The organism is Nitrosomonas oligotropha (assembly GCF_009833085.1).
GTDB classification, from domain to species: Bacteria; Pseudomonadota; Gammaproteobacteria; order Burkholderiales; family Nitrosomonadaceae; genus Nitrosomonas; species Nitrosomonas oligotropha.
The window spans coordinates 54,301-73,241 of sequence record NZ_QRBZ01000012.1; the positions used below are offsets into that span (position 1 = coordinate 54,301).

14 protein-coding genes and 1 riboswitch are annotated in these 18,941 nt (G+C 53.8%); of the genes, 7 read left to right on the forward strand and 7 right to left on the reverse strand.

Translation table 11 applies throughout. The features are described from left to right. Nucleotides 1–18: 18 nt before the first annotated feature. The 6 genes from ABD07_RS04825 to ABD07_RS14935 form a co-directional block, all read right to left on the reverse strand. A complete protein-coding gene (locus ABD07_RS04825; protein ID WP_160817358.1) occupies nt 19–708 on the reverse strand; it encodes a thiopurine S-methyltransferase in 690 nt (229 codons plus the stop codon). After that, on the reverse strand, nt 705–4,313 hold the full coding sequence (uca, locus tag ABD07_RS04830) for an urea carboxylase (RefSeq protein WP_160817359.1): 3,609 nt from the start codon (nt 4,311–4,313) through the stop codon (nt 705–707). Before uca ends, ABD07_RS04825 begins: the two co-directional genes overlap by 4 nt. Before the next feature lie 27 nt (nt 4,314–4,340). Next, a complete protein-coding gene (locus ABD07_RS04835) occupies nt 4,341–5,000 on the reverse strand; it encodes an urea amidolyase associated protein UAAP2 (RefSeq protein ID WP_160817360.1) in 660 nt (219 codons plus the stop codon). After that, nucleotides 4,997–5,722, reverse strand: a complete 726-nt coding sequence (locus ABD07_RS04840) for an urea amidolyase associated protein UAAP1 (RefSeq protein WP_160817361.1) — start codon at nt 5,720–5,722, stop codon at nt 4,997–4,999. The genes ABD07_RS04835 and ABD07_RS04840 overlap by 4 nt, the downstream gene beginning before the upstream one ends. Before the next feature lie 13 nt (nt 5,723–5,735). Further along, a complete protein-coding gene (locus ABD07_RS04845; RefSeq protein WP_160817362.1) occupies nt 5,736–7,184 on the reverse strand; it encodes an APC family permease in 1,449 nt (482 codons plus the stop codon). A 62-nt stretch (nt 7,185–7,246) separates the two neighbouring features. Beyond that, nucleotides 7,247–7,352, reverse strand: a riboswitch (guanidine-I (ykkC/yxkD leader). A gap of 197 nt (nt 7,353–7,549) precedes the next feature. After that, on the reverse strand, nt 7,550–8,545 hold the full coding sequence (locus tag ABD07_RS14935) for a VWA domain-containing protein (RefSeq protein ID WP_275689489.1): 996 nt from the start codon (nt 8,543–8,545) through the stop codon (nt 7,550–7,552). Nucleotides 8,546–9,073: 528 nt separating this feature from the next. Here ABD07_RS14935 and ABD07_RS04855 point away from each other — a divergent pair. From ABD07_RS04855 to ABD07_RS04865, 3 genes are all read left to right on the forward strand, one after another. Then, on the forward strand, nt 9,074–10,291 hold the full coding sequence (locus ABD07_RS04855; protein WP_160817363.1) for a pyridoxal-phosphate-dependent aminotransferase family protein: 1,218 nt from the start codon (nt 9,074–9,076) through the stop codon (nt 10,289–10,291). A gap of 130 nt (nt 10,292–10,421) precedes the next feature. Then, nucleotides 10,422–11,396 carry an MraY family glycosyltransferase gene (locus ABD07_RS04860; protein ID WP_338040520.1) on the forward strand — a complete coding sequence of 325 codons (975 nt, stop codon included), beginning with the start codon at nt 10,422–10,424 and terminating at the stop codon, nt 11,394–11,396. A 1-nt stretch (nt 11,397) separates the two neighbouring features. Continuing rightward, entirely contained in the window at nt 11,398–13,293 is a 1,896-nt protein-coding gene (locus ABD07_RS04865) for a polysaccharide biosynthesis protein (protein WP_160817365.1), read from the forward strand. A gap of 57 nt (nt 13,294–13,350) precedes the next feature. Here ABD07_RS04865 and ABD07_RS04870 read toward each other — a convergent pair whose 3' ends face one another. Further along, entirely contained in the window at nt 13,351–15,036 is a 1,686-nt protein-coding gene (locus ABD07_RS04870) for an ABC transporter transmembrane domain-containing protein (protein ID WP_160817366.1), read from the reverse strand. Nucleotides 15,037–15,235: 199 nt separating this feature from the next. On the opposite strand from ABD07_RS04870, the gene rfbA reads away from it, so the two are divergent. The 4 genes from rfbA to ABD07_RS04890 are packed head-to-tail and all read left to right on the forward strand — an operon-like array spanning nt 15,236 to nt 18,885. Then, a complete protein-coding gene (gene rfbA / locus ABD07_RS04875) occupies nt 15,236–16,153 on the forward strand; it encodes a glucose-1-phosphate thymidylyltransferase RfbA (RefSeq protein WP_160817367.1) in 918 nt (305 codons plus the stop codon). Then, nucleotides 16,153–16,698, forward strand: coding sequence for a dTDP-4-dehydrorhamnose 3,5-epimerase (gene rfbC / locus ABD07_RS04880; protein ID WP_160817368.1), 546 nt, complete (start codon nt 16,153–16,155; stop codon nt 16,696–16,698). The genes rfbA and rfbC overlap by 1 nt, the downstream gene beginning before the upstream one ends. 31 nt (nt 16,699–16,729) lie before the next feature. Further along, complete coding sequence (gene radA / locus ABD07_RS04885) at nt 16,730–18,079, forward strand: DNA repair protein RadA (protein ID WP_160817369.1); 1,350 nt, start codon at nt 16,730–16,732, stop codon at nt 18,077–18,079. 20 nt (nt 18,080–18,099) lie between these two features. Continuing rightward, nucleotides 18,100–18,885: an alkaline phytoceramidase gene (locus tag ABD07_RS04890; RefSeq protein WP_338040521.1), complete on the forward strand. Its 786-nt coding sequence runs from the start codon at nt 18,100–18,102 to the stop codon at nt 18,883–18,885. Nucleotides 18,886–18,941: the final 56 nt, after the last annotated feature.

The following is an 18,941-nucleotide window of genomic DNA, read 5'->3' on the forward strand; positions in this document are numbered from 1 at the left end:
TGGCGGTTTTCCGTACCGTCACCGCGGCAATGTTTTCAGCAGAACCGCGCTTTCCTCCAAGCGGCTGACTCCGCGCTCACTGAAACGCGGATTTTGTGCCAGTACATTGTGCTGCGACAGCAGGGTAATTCCGGCATGCGCCCGGAACAGCGAAGTTACTTCATGCAAGGATACCGCAAAGGGCGGGCCGGTCATTTCATACTGCGGATAATCGAGTTTGATGAGCAGGATTTGCGTATTCGCCGGAACAATCCGCAGCAGATGCTCCACATAACGTTTGCGCAGATCGGGCGGTAACGCGATTAACGCGGCGCGGTCGTATACAGCGCTGACATTGCGCATGTCTTCTGTGCTCAGATCGAAAAAATCGCCGCACAAAATAGCGATATCATCCGCTTCCCAACGCATGAACCGGCCATGCGAATGGCTTTGCGCTGTCAAAGCGTTTTCGCTGAAAAATGCCTGCGCCGCCGTGGTGCTTAACTCGACACCCCGCACCGCATGTCCCTGTTGACGCAGCCACAGCATATCCTGACTCTTGCCGCACAGCGGCACGAAGATGGTACTGTCACGGCTCAGTTGCAATGTGTGCCAGAATTCAAGCAAATACGGATTGGTCCCGTTCTGATGAAAACCGGTGTCATTCCGCTCCCACCGTTCCAGCCAGTATGTTTTTCTGCTGTGTTGTTGCGGATTATCGTCAATCATGGCGCAGTCTTCTTCAGTACGGCGAGCAATTGCCCGGCGGAGACACCATCTCCCTGGCGGCACAGAATGCGTTCGACGGTGCCGCTGAGCGGAGCTTCCACGGCAATTTCCATTTTCATCGCTTCGATGACGATCAAGACATCGCCAGCCTTAACCTGCTGGCCTTCCTGGGCCAGTATTTTCCACACGGTGCCGGTGACCGGCGAGGCGATGGCGTGACTGCCTTCGGGTAAATCCAGCTCGCTTTGCGCATCGGCTTCATCGAGATCCGATTCACTGGCGAACTCCATTTGCCCGTTGATGCTCCAGCGTTCGCGCTCGGCTTCAAAGGCGGCTTGCTGCCGGGTTTTGAAGTCATGGATCGCCGCTTGGTTTTGTTGCAGAAACTGGTGATGTTGCTGCAAACTGAACGTGGTTTCTTCAACGCGCAGTTGAAATTGCCCGCGGATGAAATCCTTGCGCAATTTCAGCAGCTCGCTTTCGCTGACCGGATAAAAACGGATCTGGTCGAAGAAACGCAGCAGCCAAGGTTTGCCATCCTTGAAATCGGCGGTTTGACGGTAGCGGTTCCATACCGGCAGCGTGCGCCCGACGAATTGATAACCGCCCGGGCCTTCCATGCCATAAATGCATAAGTACGCACCGCCGATGCCCACGGCATTTTCCGGTGTCCAGGTTCGCGCCGGATTGTACTTGGTGGTGACCAGGCGATGCCGCGGATCGGCCGGTATCGAGACCGGCGCGCCCAAATACACATCGCCCAAACCCAGAACCAAGTAACTGGCGTCAAACACGATACGATGCACCGCCTCGATACTATCCAGCCCATTGATACGGCGGATGAATTCGATATTGCTCGGGCACCACGGCGCGTCGCTGCGCACCGATTGCATATATTTCTCGATCGCAAGGCGCGTCGCCGCATCGTCCCAGGATAGCGGTAAATGCACGATACGCGACGGCACGGACATGCTGGCGCTGTCCGGCAGCGACTGTTCCGCGGCGAGCAAGGTTTGCAGCAGGCTGTCGCGCGGCAGAATTTGCGCATCGAAATGAATTTGCAGCGAGCGGATTCCCGGCGTGAGATCGATAATGCCGGGCAAATTGACGTGTTGCAGCCATTCCATCAAGGCATGCGCGCGAAAGCGCAAGTCCAGATCCAGCACCATCGGACCGTATTCCACCAGCAAGTTGTGATCGCCCGATTGGCGGTACGTCACCGCCATTTGTTGCGGGCCTTCGGCGATCTGATGCAGAATCGGGCTCGGCAATGCTGCAATCGCACCGCTGGATGCTAATGCGGGCGGCGCATGCAACGACCGGATCGATTCGTTCTGCTGTTTTTCCAGCGTTTGCGCTTGTTCCATCGTCAGCGGGCGGAAGCGGATCTGGTCACCCGGTCTGAGTTGTCCGACCTTCCATAATTCGGCATGAGCCACGGTCACGGGACAGACAAAACCGCCCAGGCTCGGGCCATCCGGCCCCAGAATGATCGGCATGTCACCGGTAAAATCGACCGCGCCGATGGCGTACGCGGTATCGTGAATATTGGACGGATGCAAACCGGCTTCGCCGCCGTCACTGCGCGCCCACTGCGGTTTCGGGCCGAGCAGGCGCACGCCGGTGCGGCTGGAATTGTGATGCACTTTCCAATCCGTGTTGAAGAACGTTTCGATATCCGCAGCGGTGAAAAAATCGGGCGCGGCGTGCGGGCCGTACAAAACACCGATTTCCCATTGATGCGTGTAGTGAGGAATCAATTCCGGCACCAGCACGGTTTGCGCCGGTTCGTATTTTGCCGTGATGTGCAGCACATCGCCCGCCCGCAGCGCACGCCCGGCGTGGCCGCCGAATTGCCCCAGCGTGAAAGTCGATTTACTGCCCAGATAGTCCGGCACTTGAAATCCGCCTTGCACCGCGAGGTATGCCCGGCAACCCTGATCCTTGATTTTGCCCAATTGCAGCACCGCCCCGGCCTTGATTTCGTGCGACTGCCATAGGGGCAGCGGCGCGCTGTCCAGATAGACTTCGATCGCCGCGCCGGTCACGGCGATCAGGCAATCGCTGTTGAAACGCAACGTCGGGCCGGTCAAGGTGATTTCCAGCGCCGCTTGGTTTGCGGCATTATTCACCAGCCGGTTGGCCAAGCGGAACGCGAGCGCATCCATCGGCCCGGAGGGCGGCACGCCGATCTGCCAGTAACCGAGCCGTCCAGGGTAATCCTGCACGGTGGTCTGCACGCCGGGGACTAAAACGTCCAAGGTATGCGCGCGATAATGAAAGCCATTGAGAAAGCCGGTGGTGTATTGCCCGTTGCGGAATTGCGCGCTGCTGAGAATTTGCTGCAAGTAATCCAAATTGGTTTCGATGCCTTGTAACGAACTGCTTTCCAATGCACCCTGCAACCGCGCGATGGCTTTTTCCCGGTCCGGCGCGTGCGCAATGATTTTCGCCAGCATCGGATCGTAAAACGCGGATACATCGATGCCGCGCTCGACCCAAGTTTCAACGCGCGCCGCTGCGGGAAATTCCGCCGCCGTGAGTGTGCCGCTGGAAGGTTGAAAGTCTTTGGCCGGATTTTCGGCGTAAACCCGCGCTTGAATCGATACGCCACGGGGTTCGATGCTGAAGGAATCGAGCGGCGGCAAATCGCCCGCGGCTTGCCGCACCATCCATTCCACCAGGTCAATGCCAGTTACTTCCTCGGTCACGCCATGTTCCACCTGCAAGCGCGTGTTGACCTCGAGGAAATAGAACTGGTTGCTGGCAGCGTCAAAAATATATTCCACCGTACCGGCGGATTGATAATTGACCGCTTGGCCGAGACGCACCGCCGTGTCCAGCAGCGCCCGGCGCAATGGCGGGGCGAGATGAGGCGCCGGGGTTTCCTCGATGACTTTCTGGTTGCGCCGTTGCATGGAGCAATCGCGTTCGCCCAATGCGACGACTTGGCCGTAACCGTCGCCGAAGATTTGTACTTCGATATGGCGTGCCTGGTCGACAAATTTTTCCAGAAACAAACCGGCATCCTTGAAATTATTTTGCGCAAGATTCTTGACCGATTCATAAGCGCCGCTCAGCTCATCCTGGTTCCAGCACAAACGCATGCCGATGCCGCCGCCACCGGCGGTGCTTTTCAGCATCACCGGATAGCCGATGTGCTTGGCTTGATGGCAAGCATCGTCGAGATTCGCCAGCAAACCGGTGCCGGGCAGCAGCGGCACTTGATTTTCCAGCGCCAGCGCCCGGGCCGTATGCTTCAGACCGAACGCGCGCATTTGCTGCGGCGTCGGACCGATGAAACAAATACCGTGCGCCGCGCACTGTCCGGCAAAATCGGCGTTTTCGCTGAGAAACCCGTAGCCGGGATGAATCGCCTGCGCGCCGGATTGCTGCGCGATGGCCAGGATCTTATCGGTGCGCAGGTAACTGTCGGCCGCGACGCCTTCACCGATGCAATAAGCTTCATCGGCCTCATTGACATGCCGCGATAATGCATCGGCTTCGGTGTATACCGCGACGCTGGTGACGTTCATGCGGCGCAGCGTGCGTATGATGCGGCAGGCAATGGCGCCGCGGTTGGCGATGAGCACTTTATTGAACATACGATCCTCCGGAATCCGAAACTAGCGTTAATCCCAAATCAGTAAACGTATCGGTGTCGGATTATAGGCATTGCACGGATTGTTCAGTTGCGGACAATTCGAGATCAATACCACGACATCCATTTCCGCGCGCATTTCGACATACTTACCGGGCGCCGAAACACCATCGGCAAACTCCAATCCGCCCGATTCCGTGACCGGCACGTTCATGAAGAAATTGATGTTGCTGGGCAGGTCGCGCTTGCTCATGCCCAATTGCTGGCACAGCGGATCGTGCGCCAAAGCGTGCAGAAAATTGTCGCGGCAACTGTGCATCGGAAATTTCTCCAGGGCATAGCGCACGGTATTACTTTCTGCTGCACAAGCACCGCCGAGCGTGTCGTGCCGCCCACAGGTATCGGCAACGATCGTGAGCATGACATTGCCGGAGTTGGAATACAGCTTGCTGCCGGTGGTCAGGTACAGTTTATTCTGCCGGTTGATGGTATCGGTCGCGCTGTAGCGTTCTTGCGCGTCGTGCGCATTGTAAAACAGCGTATCGACCGCTTGATTGCCTTCCAGATCGACAATGCGGAATGTTTGTCCGCGTTTGATTGCTTTGACCCACGGCTCACCGGCCGGGCAAATTTCATTGATCAGCGCTTGGCTGGGATCGAGCGGACTGGCAAATTGAGTAGAGGTATTCATTGTTTACCCTCGCAATAAAAGTGTTGCGCGTTCTGCAGCGCGCGGATATTTTCGGCGATATGCAGGCATTCGCTGGCTGCATCCGCTGGCGTATCGAATAGTTCCAGATTGACCGCGCCGGGCTGATACGGTTTCCCCGGATCCAACGGATGCGGTGCGGCGGACAATATCATCAAGGTATTCATGACAAAACTGAGGTCGACATAATCGCCCGCTTTGCTGTGATTGACTTGATATTGCAGTTCCCCCAAGTGATCGGCGGTCACTTTACTGAAAAAATTGATGTTGGCGACCACATCGCGCATGCCCAGCCCCCATTTCCCCAGTTCGATCAGCATGCCGTCCAGGCCGCTGCGGAACATTTGATTGCGGTGCTCCTGATAACGCGCGGTGCCGTATTTTTGCTGGATCAGATTGGCGTCGCTCAGGCCGCATACGGTGTCGTTCCAACCGGCGGTATCGGCTGTGATGCAACAAAATATCCGTCCCATATCGGAATGGCACGCATGGCCTTTGGTGAGGCGGAAAGTATGCTGCGATTTCAGGGTGTCCGCCATGTTATAGCGCTCCAGCTTTTCTTCCTGATTGAAGAATAGCACAGCAGCATTCGCGCCTCCGCTGACATCGGTGAGACGCAGCGTGGTGCCGCGCCGCAGTACCCCGGACCAGTGGCATCCGCCTGGAATGAGTTGTTGCCAGATGGGTTTATTGTGTTGATTCATGATGAATTCCTCATTAAAAATGGGTTGACTTGCTGGGCATCCATTTTTTGCACAGGATGTACAGTGTGGTGCAGGTTAAAATACATCCCAGCACCAGAGGCGTCGCCCATAACTGCCACCACGGCGCATCCGCGGAAATGGCATAAGGGCGCGGCCAGGCAATGTTGATGAGCTCAAACAATGACCAGATAAACGCCAGGCCATTGATGATCAATCCCCACGCGCCCAGCTTTAATTCGCCCAATGCGGGATTCCACCGTCCTGTGAGCCGGGCAAACAAGGCAAAGCCGGTGGTGAACGTGAACATGGCGTATAAACCGCCGGTGCCGAACGCGATGATGGTGGCCACGGCATCGTCATTGAGCCCGAAAATCAACCCGCAACCCGCCAGCAGAACGGTAAAGAGAACCGCGTTACGCGGCGTTTTGCTCGCCGTGACTTGACTCAATACTGCGGGCATATTGCCTTCGCGCGCCATGGAAAAAACAATGCGCGAGGTGTATTTGACCATCGATGCGCCGCAAGCCAGGAAAGCCGTCATCACGATGGCCAGAAACGGTTTCTCAAACCAATCGCCGATGCTGCTGGCGATCAAGGGCGTGACCGGATCGGCGGTATGGCTGGAATTTCTCAAGGTGTCATGTTCAAAGGCCAGAATCAGCGCGGCTGAATTGAACAAGACGACTGTGCCGACGACGAGTAGCGACATGAAAATGGCGCGGGGCACCATGCGCTTCGGTTGATGCGTTTCTTCCGCGGTGGTGGAGCAGGCATCGAAACCGATAAAAGCCCAACCGGCAATGGCCAGTGCGGCCAGAAAAGCAGCCATTTCGCTGGGAGCTGTGCCGGTGCCCATGTGCTGGAACAATTCCATGACAGGATGCTGGCGGAAGAAAAAGAATAATAACAGCGCCACGCCGAATGACCCGGCGACTTCCGCGTAAACACCCAGTTTGATGACCAGATTGAAAATACTGACCGGGGCTAGATTGAGGAATGTGCAAAGCAGCAGAAATAGGGCACCCCACAGCACCATCATACCGCCGCCAGCCCCCGGCGATCCGCAAAAGGTGGCGAGCCAGAAGCCGCCGGTATAAGCGGTCGTGGTGACCATGGCGATGGTGGAGCAAATATAAATCACACCGGCATATTGCCCGGCGATCGCGCCGCCGAGTTGCCGCGCCCACTTATAAGCGCCGCCGGCAATCGGAAATTGTGAAGACAATTCGGCGTAAACGGTAGCCACCAATAACTGCATGAGCAAACAAACCGCCAGCGCGGCAAACCAGCCGCCACCGGCGACCACCGTTTGTACGCCGATGATGGCATACAGTCCGGCCACCGGTGAGACCACCGCAAAACCGAGCGTGAAACTGTGCCATACACTCATGCTGCGGCTCAGCGTATCGCTTGCCACAGGGGCATTTTGCGCAGCAGAGATTTGTTTTGTTGAATCTGACATAACCAGTCTCCATACCAAAGGGTTTAGCGGGATTGTAATGTACTTCGAGCACATTACGCTTAATCTCCCGGGCTTTTATCCCTCCGTGGAGCCTCGTTATCACGAGACCGGAAACTCTTGGACCTGACGCCTTTTATTACACTGGCCGGAACCCTAGTTTCCCATTGCGTTACCGCTTTTTGAGTTGCTACGCCACCAATCGTTCAACGGGCATTTTAGAAAGCGAGTAACGAGTGGCATTTTAAGTTTGAATTTTGGAAAAAGCAATGGAAAGCTATAAAGTGGTTATGCTTGAAGTGATGACTGAGAAAATAAAGAAGCCGCACTTTTTTGAAGTGCGGCTTCAGTTTATGTTGCGCGCATAATCAAGCGATGCGGCGACGGTATGCACAGCCTACTAACACAAGACCCAATCCGAGCATTGCGTAGGTGCTGGGTTCGGGTACTGCAGTGAGGATCAATTCTGCAGTAGCACTATTACCTAGCGTATCGTATGCAACAGCAGTAAACACATTAGCGCCGAAGAATAGCGTAGCATCGGGTAATACGAAGTTTCCTAGACCATCGATAGCGATATGGCTGATGAACGAACCGTCATTCATCGTCACATCCACGTAATCAATACCCACTAGATTACCAGCCGTGCCATTGAACAAGTCTACTAAACTAGTTAGATCGCTGGCGTTGGTATAGATGCCGTTTCCTGCGGTAGCGATACTCTGCATTGTCAACACGTTATGGCCGGGAATGCCTACGGTATGGATAGCGTCGACACCCAAACCCAGTGCGGCGGTGGCGCTGGCGACCGCAGCAGCACGGTTGCTTTCACCGTCAGACACTACTACCATCATTTGGGTGCGGCCGTCGATATGGTTGGAGCCAGTAAGCTCGGTACTTGCACGGTCAATACCAGCGTCAATGGCAGTTCCACCTGAAGCGTCTATTGCTGTGATTGCTGAAAGCACCGAAGCTGAGCCACTGGATAACGGTGTGAGCCCTTGCAATAGCGAGGCACTACTGTCGAAATCGATGACAGCTACCGAAGTGCTATCCACCGGCAGAGCGTTTACCAGTGCGGCAGAAGCTTCCTCCAACCAAGCGTTGCGGGACTTTCCGCTGTTTATAGTGCTCATGCTGCCCGATGAATCGAGGACTAAGGCCAGATCAAGGCCTGTGCCACCGATGATGCCGCTGGCGTTGGCATTGCCAAATGGGTTGACTATTTCGCCTACAGAATAGGTCGCCAGAGGAGAAGGTCCCGTCCACGATACTGCTACCGCAGCTATGGATGTACTCGATACACCTAATCCGATTGATGCTACCGCAGAAACTACAAGCCATTGTCTAATGATTTTTGTCATTTTTTATCCTTTTATTAAGATTTAACAAGTTTAAAAAATGGCCCTCATTGGCGTACTCTATTATGATTTTGACTGATAATGCAATTTACCTCTTATACTTTATGATCGTAAGAGTAAGAAATAATCTGCTGAATACGTAAGCATATTCTAGCATGTACTTAAAGTATGAGATAAGTTTTAATATGCAAGAAAATGATTATTTGGGGATCATGGATAGATGATGCATGCCAGCCGAGAGCTGTGGCGGATTGAGATGAAGAAAAGAATTCCGTCATCACCTTTGTATATGCAGCAACCTCAATACTCCACTCAGGAAAAAACAATACCGCAGGGTGATCTCGCATGTTTTATGGGCGAGTTGATATTCATTCTTCAGCGATAAATTCAGTGAGTTGTGAGAATCGCTTAGTCTATCCATAAGGATAATTTATTGAGTATGTCTTTGCTTATAGTAAACTCTGCTTTCAATTGTTAGAATCACTGTTTTTCAAAAATAAATCAGACTCTATTATTAACTTAGGATTGTTCATGAATACCGAAGATTTTCGCCCCGAAAAAGAAGTTAAAGTTTTTTATCCGCCGCAACGTGTTTTGATGGGACCTGGTCCGTCGGATACGCATGCGCGCGTGCTGAACGCCATGGCGCGTCCGACCTTGGGTCACTTGGATCCTGTTTTCACCGAGATGATGGAAGAAATCAAAGGCTTGATGCGCTATGCATTCCAAACCAAGAACCGCATGACCTTCCCGGTTTCCGGGCCTGGCTCGGTGGGGATGGAAATGTGTTTCGTCAATATGATCGAACCGGGCGATAAAGTCATCGTGTGCCGTAACGGCGTGTTTGGCGGCCGTATGATCGAAAACGTCGAGCGTCATGGCGGTGTTGCCGTGGTAGTTGACGATAAATGGGGTGAGCCGGTTGATCCGCAGAAAGTGGAAGATGCGCTGAAAAAGAATCCCGATGCCAAAATTATCGCGTTTGTTCATGCCGAAACTTCTACCGGTGCGCAGTCGGATGCTAAAACATTGTGCGAAATCGCACGCAAATACAATTGTCTGACCATCGCCGATACCGTGACTTCGCTGGGTGGTACACCGATCAGAGTGGACGAGTGGGGCATCGATGCGATTTATTCCGGCAGCCAGAAATGTTTGTCCTGTCCACCGGGCTTGTCACCTGTGAGTTTCTCCGACCGCGTGACCGAGCTGGTTAAAAATCGTAAAAGCAAGGTGCATAGCTGGTTTATGGATATCAGCCTGCTGTTGAATTACTGGGGATCGTCCGCACGGACTTATCACCATACCGCGCCAACCAATGCGTTGTATGGCTTGCATGAATCCTTGCTGATGCTGGCGGAAGAAGGATTGGAACATTCCTGGGCGCGCCATCGCTATAATTATGAGGCGCTAAAAGCCGGGTTTGCGACATTGGGCATGAATTATGTGGTGAAAGAGGAACATCGTTTGCCGCAACTGAATTCCGTGTTTGTACCGGCCGGTGTCGATGAAAAAGAAGTACGCCGCCGCTTGTTGGATGAGTACAATCTTGAAATTGGCGCAGGGCTGGGAGATTTCGCCGGGAAAGTATGGCGTTTTGGCTTGATGGGCACCTCCTGCCGGGTGGAAAATGTGATTTTCTGCTTGAATGCAGTGGAAACCATATTATCCGACTTGGGTATGAAAGTGGAACGCGGCGCCGCAGCCGCAGCCGCTCACAAGAGCTATGCGGCTAAGCCTATGTTCTAAGGTTGTTTCAGGCTAGCTGAGCTGGTTTTTCCGATGCCACTTTCTTGTCATACACGATGAGAAAGTGGATTATTTTTTTATTGATCCACCCCGGATGATCCGGTCATAAAGGCAGGTGTTGGATTTTCCCGTGACAATTATCACAGCGCCACTGTTATCGTTTGTTTTATCATTCTTCTCCATTTTATGGTTGATTAAAAGAAAGGCGCGCTGGGGGCTGGATCATCCTAATGCGCGTTCGCTTCATACTGTGCCCGTACCGCGCACCGGCGGATTGGGTTTGTTATCGGGTGTACTCATCACATGGTTGTGTTTTTCCGTAGCGATTCCGCTAACCGTTTGGGCCGGTGTCGGCTTACTGATGGTAATATCATTGCTTGACGATATCCGGCATGTGCCGGTGTGGTGCCGGTTACTGGTCCACAGCATCGTTGCTGCCGCGTTTGCTGCGGTTTTTTTACTGGATGTCACGAGTGGATTGACTGTGCTGTGTGTTACGGCTGCGGTGATCTGGATGTCCAATTTATATAATTTCATGGATGGTTCGGACGGGCTGGCCGGCGGGATGGCGGTAATCGGGTTTGGATACTATGGTTTGTTTGCATACTTGGCCGGAAATAGCGATTTTGCCGTGATCAATTGGTCGATAGCGGCGGCGGCCCTGGCTTTTTTGTGCTACAACTTTCATCCCGCGCGTATTTTCATGGGCGACTCGGGCGCAGTGCCGCTTGGTTTTCTGGCGGCGGCGCTGGGAATATTGGGATGGCTCGATCGACTGTGGTCGCTATGGGTGCCCGTGCTGATATTTTCACCCTTCATCGCGGATGCGACGGTAACGATAACCAAGCGCCTGATGCGCGGCGAGAAAATCTGGCAGGCGCATCGTGAACATTATTATCAACGCATGGTGCAAAGCGGCTTGGGTCATCGCAATACTGCACTGTTAAGTTATGCGCTGATGCTGGCTGCCGGCGGCTGCGCGGTCTGGGCAGGCGGGCAGGATCTGACGGTGCAAAGCAGGGTCGCCATGGCCTGGGGAAGCATTTATCTGCTGTTTATGTTTCTCTCTGATTGCCACCGGAAATATTATTCCAACCGGGGATAGCATGCTTCTCAAAAAATACGGAATACGCACATTCATTGCTTTCACCCATGACTTCATTGCGATCGCAGTGGCGTGGTGGCTGGCTTATTTATTCCGTTTCAATTTTGAGATTCCAGCTGATTCGGTTCGGTTATTGCTGGAAATGCTGCCCTGGCTAGTGCTGGTGCAAGGCGGTTTCTTTCTGTGGCTCGGACTGTATCGGGGGCTGTGGCGGTATGCCAGTCTGCCCGATTTGAAGCGCATTTTTGTGGCAATAATGTCCGGCTTGTTAACCGAGCTGTTGCTTCTGTGGTTGTCCGGTTTTCTGGCTAAAATTCCTGGGGCGGTGGTCGTGCTGGCGCCATTGCTGTTAATGCTGATCATGGGTGGCAGCCGTTTGATCTATCGCGCCTGGAAAGAGCGCCGCCTGTACGGCTTGGAAAGTAATGAAGCCAAACTGGTTTTGATCATTGGCGCGGGCAGCACCGCGGTGAACCTGGTCAAGGCATTGACGGGAAGCCGCGAATGGCATGTGGTCGGTATGCTGGACGACGATCCGCGCAAGTTGGGCACACGTTTGCAAGGGATCCGGGTGCTGGGCAGGATCGACGAGTTGCCGCACTGGGTGCATACACTGAATGTCGAGCATGTGATTATCGCCACACCGTCGGTGTCACGCCAGATTCACCGTAAAGCTTTGGAAATGTGCTCGGAAATCGATGTAAAAGCGATGACGGTGCCGTCGTACGCGGATCTGATCAGCGGCAAGGCGATGGTGACGAATATCCGCGAAATTCAGCTGGACGACTTGCTCGGCAGGGCGCCGGTGGTTCTGGACGATGACGGTTTGCACGGTTTGTTGACGGGAAAAGTGATTCTGGTAACGGGAGCGGGCGGTTCGATCGGTTCCGAGCTATGCCGCCAGCTGGCCGCGTTTGAACCGGATCGTATCGTTTTTTTGGAATTGAACGAATTTGCGCTCTACAGCATTCAGGAAGAATTTCTGCCGCGCTTTCCTGCGATGAAAATGTCGTTCGTGATTGGCGATGTCAAGGATCGCGCGCGCATGATGCAATTGTTTTCGCAATTCCATCCCGCCGTGGTTTTTCATGCCGCTGCTTACAAGCATGTGCCGCTGATGGAAGAGGAAAATGCTTACCAGGCGCTGCTGAATAATGTGCTGGGCACGTATGTGCTGGCGCAGGTCGCGATCAGTTTCGCGGTGGAAAAATTTGTTCTGATTTCGACCGACAAAGCGGTCAATCCGGTCAGCGTCATGGGTGCCAGCAAGCGCCTGGCGGAAATGGTATGCCAGGCCCTGCAGCAATCCATCGCGGCTAAGCATAACCAGCCGGATCAGAATGACCAATCGCGCCCGACTTGTTTTGTGATGGTGCGTTTCGGCAATGTGCTGGGCAGCACCGGCAGCGTTATTCCGAAATTTCGCGAGCAGATTGCCAAAGGCGGCCCGATTACTATCACCCATCCGGAAATGACGCGCTATTTCATGTCCATCCCCGAAGCGGCGCAACTGGTATTGCAAGCGGCATTGATGGGCGGCACCGATGGCGGCGGGGAAATTTTCGTGCTGGATATGGGCGATCCGGTCAAAATTGTCGACCTGGCCAATGATCTGATCCATTTATCCGGATTGGGGGAAGACGATATCCGTATCGTTTTCAGCGGATTGCGCCCAGGAGAAAAACTGCATGAAGAGCTATTGTCCGCCAGCGAAAATACACTCCCCACACCGCATCAAAAATTGCGTATCGCACAAGCGCGCCAAGTCGATGAACAGTGGTTATCCGATTTGACGGCGTGGTTGAATAAGATTTCGGTGTTAAGCGATCAGGAAGTCCGCGATCAGCTGGTAAATTGGGTGCCGGAATATAATAGTAAAGATTGGAACGGTAAGTAGTGCATTCTTGAACGCCAGTGCGTCCTTTCATCGCCAGCAGGGTGAATTTGAATTGAGTTAAGTGCGCTGAAAACTATCCGCTGCTCTTAAGCTTTCGGCAATACAGCCATTTTCCAGCACAAAGATTCGGTCGATCGTTTGCAATTGCGGGATCGATGGATTGAAAATCAGCGTGGTGCGGTTTTGCATCAATTTTTCCAAGATGGGCAGCAGATTTCCCGGATCGTGTTCATGGGGTGTGAATAATTCGTCCAGGATCAAGATGCGAGGATCTTTCACAAATGCCCGCGCGATGGCGAGCTGCAGCAGTTGGTGCTGGGTGATCGCCGTGCCTTTGGAACTGATATCGGTTTGCAAGCCATCGGGCATGTGCCGGACAAATTCGATGGCGTGCGATGCTTGCACGGCTGCGGTGATTTTTGCTTCATTGCTGCAACGCATCGCGCCATAGGCAATGTTTCCGGCGATTTTTTCGTCAAGTAGAAAGGTATCCGGGGAAACCAAAGCAATGTTCGCGTACAAACGGTTTAATTGGATATCCGGCAGCGGCTGGTCATTCAGTAAGATTTTCCCGCTGGCCGGTTGCCGCAAACGCAGTATCAAATCGATCAATGCATTTTTTTCTTCCAGGGTATGGCCGGTAAACACCACGACCTCGCCCGGCCGTACGGTGAACTGCATGTGATTGAGAATCGGCTTGGCGCTTGCGTCGTCTTCGCAACGCACCTGGTCAAATACCAGCTTGGCGCAGTCCTGCGGAATGCCGAGGGTGCCGCTATCCTGTTCGGATGGCTGATCGAGGAATGCAAAAATGGCTTCCAGGATCGCTTGATCATGTTCCAGTTGCTTGGGCAGATTGGCGATGCGTTGTACCGGCAGGATGAACAGCAATACGATGGTGATCAGCGCGGCGGTTTCGGGCAGACCGAGCGCGCCATTGATCGCTTGCAGCGCAATAATGTAGGCCACGGCGAGCATAATCAACATCATGATGAACTGGCCTGCGGGAATTACCATGGACCTGATCCGCACTTGCTGTATGCCGGCTTGATACATCGCTCCGGAAATTTTGCCGAGACGCTGGCTTTCATGCTGTTGCCCGCCGTCCAGCCGGATTTTTCTGTAGTGCGCGACGGATTGCGCTAACTGTTCAATCAGATCGTCAGCCGCCGGTGAGTGTTGATAGCCGGGTTTATTGAAACGGCTCTGAGTCATTTGATGGATCAACAGAATGAGCGGTATCGCCAGCAGGAGCAGGATGGCAAATTCTTGATTGAGACGCAGCGTGCAAATCATTAATGCGGCAATCGTCAGACAATCTTGCGTTAACCGTGCGATGTGCCCGGTGGCGGTTTGTGTAATCGTATCGATATGCGCTATCAGCGCGCCGGTCTGATGAGAATTGAAATGCGCGTAACAACGGACTGGCAGCGTCAGCAGCTTGTTAAAGAATTCCATGCGCAAATCCGCGCCTAACTTGCCGCCGGCTTTACCGGTGGCGTAGAGGCTGATATAACCCGCCAATGCGCGCGCGGTAAATACTGCAACCATCGTCAGCGACGTGGTTTGTATCAGTGCGGGGTCTTGCAGGACAAATGCGCCTGCCAGCATGTGCTTCACGAGTAGGGGCAGGAACGCCAGCAATGCCGCTACGATCAGCATGGCGGATAATGCCAGCAAGAGTAACTGCCAGTAAGGCGCCAGTTTTCGGGCTAAACGCTGGTAATGTTGCAAGTCGATCATAATGCGTCATTTTACATGAACCGGCTGAGGAATCGCGGGTTGCGTGATGCGGGTGGCAGCGATTCGCGGCGGCAATCATCCCGGTATTGTGCAATTATCCGGAGCGTGAAGCGGATATAGTACAATCGCCATTCCTTTAATGAATGGATCCGGATGGAAACGATGCCTTGATGCGTTTTGAAAATCCGGGTTTTTATTTATGCCAATATTCAATACTTCCAATACTCAATCGACGCTTGCGCGGAGAAAAGGCATCGTGCTGGCCGGCGGTTCCGGAACGCGGCTTTATCCGGTAACGCAAACCGTCTCGAAACAATTGCTGCCGGTATTCGACAAGCCGATGATTTATTATCCGCTCAGCACGCTGATGCTGGCCGGGATCCGGGATATTCTGGTGATTTCAACCCCGCGCGATGTCGGTAATTTCCAGGAATTATTGCGTGACGGAAGCCAATGGGGATTGAGCATTTCCTATGCCGAGCAACCGTCTCCGGATGGTTTGGCGCAAGCTTTTCTGATCGGCGAATCGTTCATCGGTAACGATAATTCCGCGCTGGTGCTGGGCGATAATATTTTTTACGGACACGATTTTCATCATTTGCTGACGAATGCGATGCAGCGTGTGCAAGGCGCGAGTGTTTTCGCGTATCACGTGCACGATCCAGAGCGTTACGGCGTGGTTGAATTCGATGCCGGTGGCAAGGTCGTGAACCTGGAAGAAAAACCCGAACAGCCGAAATCGCATTATGCCGTGACCGGTTTGTATTTTTACGATGCGCACGTGGTGGATTACGCCAAAAGCCTGAAGCCGTCGGCGCGTAACGAACTGGAAATCACCGACCTGAATCGCATTTATCTGGAACATGGCGCGCTCAGCGTGGAAATCATGGGGCGCGGCTACGCCTGGCTGGATACCGGCACGCATGAATCGCTGCTTGATGCGAGTCAATTCGTTGCTACCATCGAGCACCGCCAAGGCTTGAAAATCGCTTGCCCGGAAGAAATTGCCTTCCGGCAAGGCTGGATCGATGCCGCGCAGCTCGAAGCGCTGGCGCTGCCACTGGCCAAGAACGGCTACGGGCAATACCTGCAACAAGTGCTGAAGCGGGAGTTCTGATGAAAGCGACAGCCCTGAGCATCCCCGATGTCTTTCTGCTGGAACCGCGCGTTTTCGGCGACGATCGCGGCTTCTTCTATGAAAGCTTTAATCAGCGTGCGTTTGAATCCGCCATTGGCAAGCCCGTCTGTTTTGTGCAAAGCAATCATTCGCGCTCCGCGCATAACGTGTTGCGGGGCTTGCATTACCAAATCCAGCACGCTCAAGGAAAGCTGGTGCGCGTCGTGGCGGGGGAAGTGTTCGATGTCGCCGTCGATATCCGACGCTCTTCACCGACTTTTGGGCACTGGGTGGGCGAGATCCTGAGCGCGGAAAACAAAAAACAACTGTGGATTCCCGCCGGTTTCGCGCACGGCTTCGTGGTGTTATCCGATTCCGCTGAGTTTTTGTACAACACTACAGACTACTGGGCGCCGGAGTTCGAGCGTTGCATTGTGTGGAACGATAAAACCTTGGCGATAAACTGGCCGATCTCGGGATCTCCGGTGCTATCGGAAAAGGATGCCCGTGGCGCTACATTTGCGGCGGCCGAGGTTTACGATTGATGAACCAAGAATCATAAAATTTCTCTGACTGATGGCCAAACCAAAAACCATTTATTCCTGCACCGAATGCGGCGGCCAAACGTTGAAATGGCAAGGCCAGTGTCCGCATTGCCAGGCCTGGAATACACTGGTTGAAACCATCGCGGAAAAATCCGTGGCGCGCTTCAGTCCGGTATCGGAAACCGGGCAGGTGCAAAATTTAAGCACTATCGAAGCACGCGAAGAACCGCGCTATCCGACCGGTATCGAGGAATTGGACCGGGTGCTCGGCGGCGGCATGGTGCAGGGTGGGGTGGTGTTGCTGGGCGGCGATCCGGGAATCGGTAAATCGACACTGCTATTGCAAGCACTGTCGTTCATGTCGGCGCAGCATTCCGTGCTGTATATCAGCGGCGAAGAATCGGCACAGCAAGTCGCATCGCGCGCCAAGCGATTGGCGCTCGATGTGCGGTCGGTCGATTTGTACGCGGAAATTCAATTGGAAAAAATCCAGGCGATGCTGGCGGAACGCAAACCGTCGGTGGCGGTGATCGATTCGATTCAAACCATTTATTCCGAAGCGCTGCAATCCGCGCCGGGATCGGTCGCGCAGGTGCGCGAATGCGCGGCGCAATTGACGCGTCTGGCGAAATCGAGCGGGACCTGTATCATTCTGGTCGGTCATGTCACCAAGGAGGGCGCGCTGGCCGGTCCGCGCGTGCTGGAACATATGGTCGATACCGTGTTGTATTTCGAGGGCGACATGCATTCCAGTTTCCGCATGATCCGCGCGTTCAAAAATCGTTTTGGCGCGGTCAATGAATTGGGCGTGTTTTCGATGGGCGAAAAAGGCTTGCGTGAAGTCAAAAACCCTTCGGCATTGTTTCTATCGCATCACGATACGCAAGTACCGGGTTCGTGCATCATGGTCACGCAGGAAGGCACGCGTCCGCTGCTGGTGGAGATTCAGGCCCTGGTTGATGAAGCGCGCTCGCCCAGTCCGCGGCGATTGTGTGTCGGATTGGAACAAAACCGCTTGGCAATGCTGCTGGCGGTGTTGCATCGCCATGCCGGGATTCCGTGTTATGACCAGGATGTGTTCGTCAACGCCGTGGGCGGTGTCAAAATCACAGAACCCGGCGCTGATCTGGCAATCCTGCTGGCGGTGGTCTCGTCGCTCAAAAACAAGCCGCTGGCGGAGAAAATGATCGTCATCGGCGAAGTCGGTCTGGCCGGTGAAATCCGCCCCGTGCAGCGCGGCCAGGAACGATTGAAAGAAGCCGCGAAACTGGGTTTCAAACAGGCGATTATTCCGCTGGCCAATAAGCCCAAACAAGAGATTGCCGGTATGAACATCATTCCGGTGGCGCGCATCAGGGATGCGGTCGCGCACATGCACTAGCTGCTACTGAAAATTTCCGTGTGCGTACACCTATGAACCGGCACATCCGGATACTGACGGGAATTTCGATTCTGATCATCGTGACTGCCATGTTGCTGCCGCCGTTTGCGCAGCCTGCCGGTTACCATTATTTCGCCGATCAACGTAGTTTTCTCGGCATTCCGAATTTCAATGATGTGGCCTCCAATCTGGCTTTTCTGTTCAGTGGCGCCGCCGGTTTGATATTCCTATGGCGCGCGCAGCAAAATCCCGCGCAAACCACGTTTCAAGATCGCAGGGAAAATTTGCCGTATTGGGTGCTGTTTTCAGTTATCGCCTCCGTCGCCTTCAGTTCCATTTACTACCACTGGACACCGGATATCGATCACTTGCTATGGGATCGTCTGCCCATCGTCATCGCCATAACCGCGCTGTTATCGGCCACACTGGTTGAGCGCGTAAGCCGAACCGCAGGGCTTTGGGCTTTACCGCTACTCGTTGTGATGGCCGTGCTGAGCGTGTTGTATTGGTACTGGACGGAACTGCAAGGCGCAGGCAATCTGAACTTTTATATCGTGATGCAGTTTTATTCGATCCTGCTAATCGTCTGGATCAGCTTGCGCTTTCCATCGCGGTACACGCATGGCAACGCCATCTATCGGATCATCGCGCTCTACGCGATCGCAAAAGTATTTGAAATGCTGGATGCGCAAATTTTCGCTTGGACAAACGGCTGGATCAGCGGCCATACGCTCAAACATTTGGTTGCGGCGTTTGCGGCTTATGGGATTGTGCAAATATTGCGGAAAAGAAAAGCAATGAATTGATGCTAGCGAATGCGTGTTGGCGTTGGGAAAATGCGATGTGATGAATCCTTTGCTCC

Bases quoted from the DNA above. Each gene is read 5' to 3' on its own strand.
- ABD07_RS04825 (WP_160817358.1), bottom strand. From the start codon at position 708: ATGATTGACGATAATCCGCAACAACACAGCAGAAAAACATACTGGCTG.
- uca (WP_160817359.1), bottom strand. From the start codon at position 4,313: ATGTTCAATAAAGTGCTCATCGCCAACCGCGGCGCCATTGCCTGCCGC.
- ABD07_RS04835 (WP_160817360.1), bottom strand. From the start codon at position 5,000: ATGAATACCTCTACTCAATTTGCCAGTCCGCTCGATCCCAGCCAAGCG.
- ABD07_RS04840 (WP_160817361.1), bottom strand. From the start codon at position 5,722: ATGAATCAACACAATAAACCCATCTGGCAACAACTCATTCCAGGCGGA.
- ABD07_RS04845 (WP_160817362.1), bottom strand. From the start codon at position 7,184: ATGTCAGATTCAACAAAACAAATCTCTGCTGCGCAAAATGCCCCTGTG.
- ABD07_RS14935 (WP_275689489.1), bottom strand. From the start codon at position 8,545: ATGACAAAAATCATTAGACAATGGCTTGTAGTTTCTGCGGTAGCATCA.
- ABD07_RS04855 (WP_160817363.1), top strand. From the start codon at position 9,074: ATGAATACCGAAGATTTTCGCCCCGAAAAAGAAGTTAAAGTTTTTTAT.
- ABD07_RS04865 (WP_160817365.1), top strand. From the start codon at position 11,398: ATGCTTCTCAAAAAATACGGAATACGCACATTCATTGCTTTCACCCAT.
- ABD07_RS04870 (WP_160817366.1), bottom strand. From the start codon at position 15,036: ATGATCGACTTGCAACATTACCAGCGTTTAGCCCGAAAACTGGCGCCT.
- rfbA (WP_160817367.1), top strand. From the start codon at position 15,236: ATGCCAATATTCAATACTTCCAATACTCAATCGACGCTTGCGCGGAGA.
- rfbC (WP_160817368.1), top strand. From the start codon at position 16,153: ATGAAAGCGACAGCCCTGAGCATCCCCGATGTCTTTCTGCTGGAACCG.
- radA (WP_160817369.1), top strand. From the start codon at position 16,730: ATGGCCAAACCAAAAACCATTTATTCCTGCACCGAATGCGGCGGCCAA.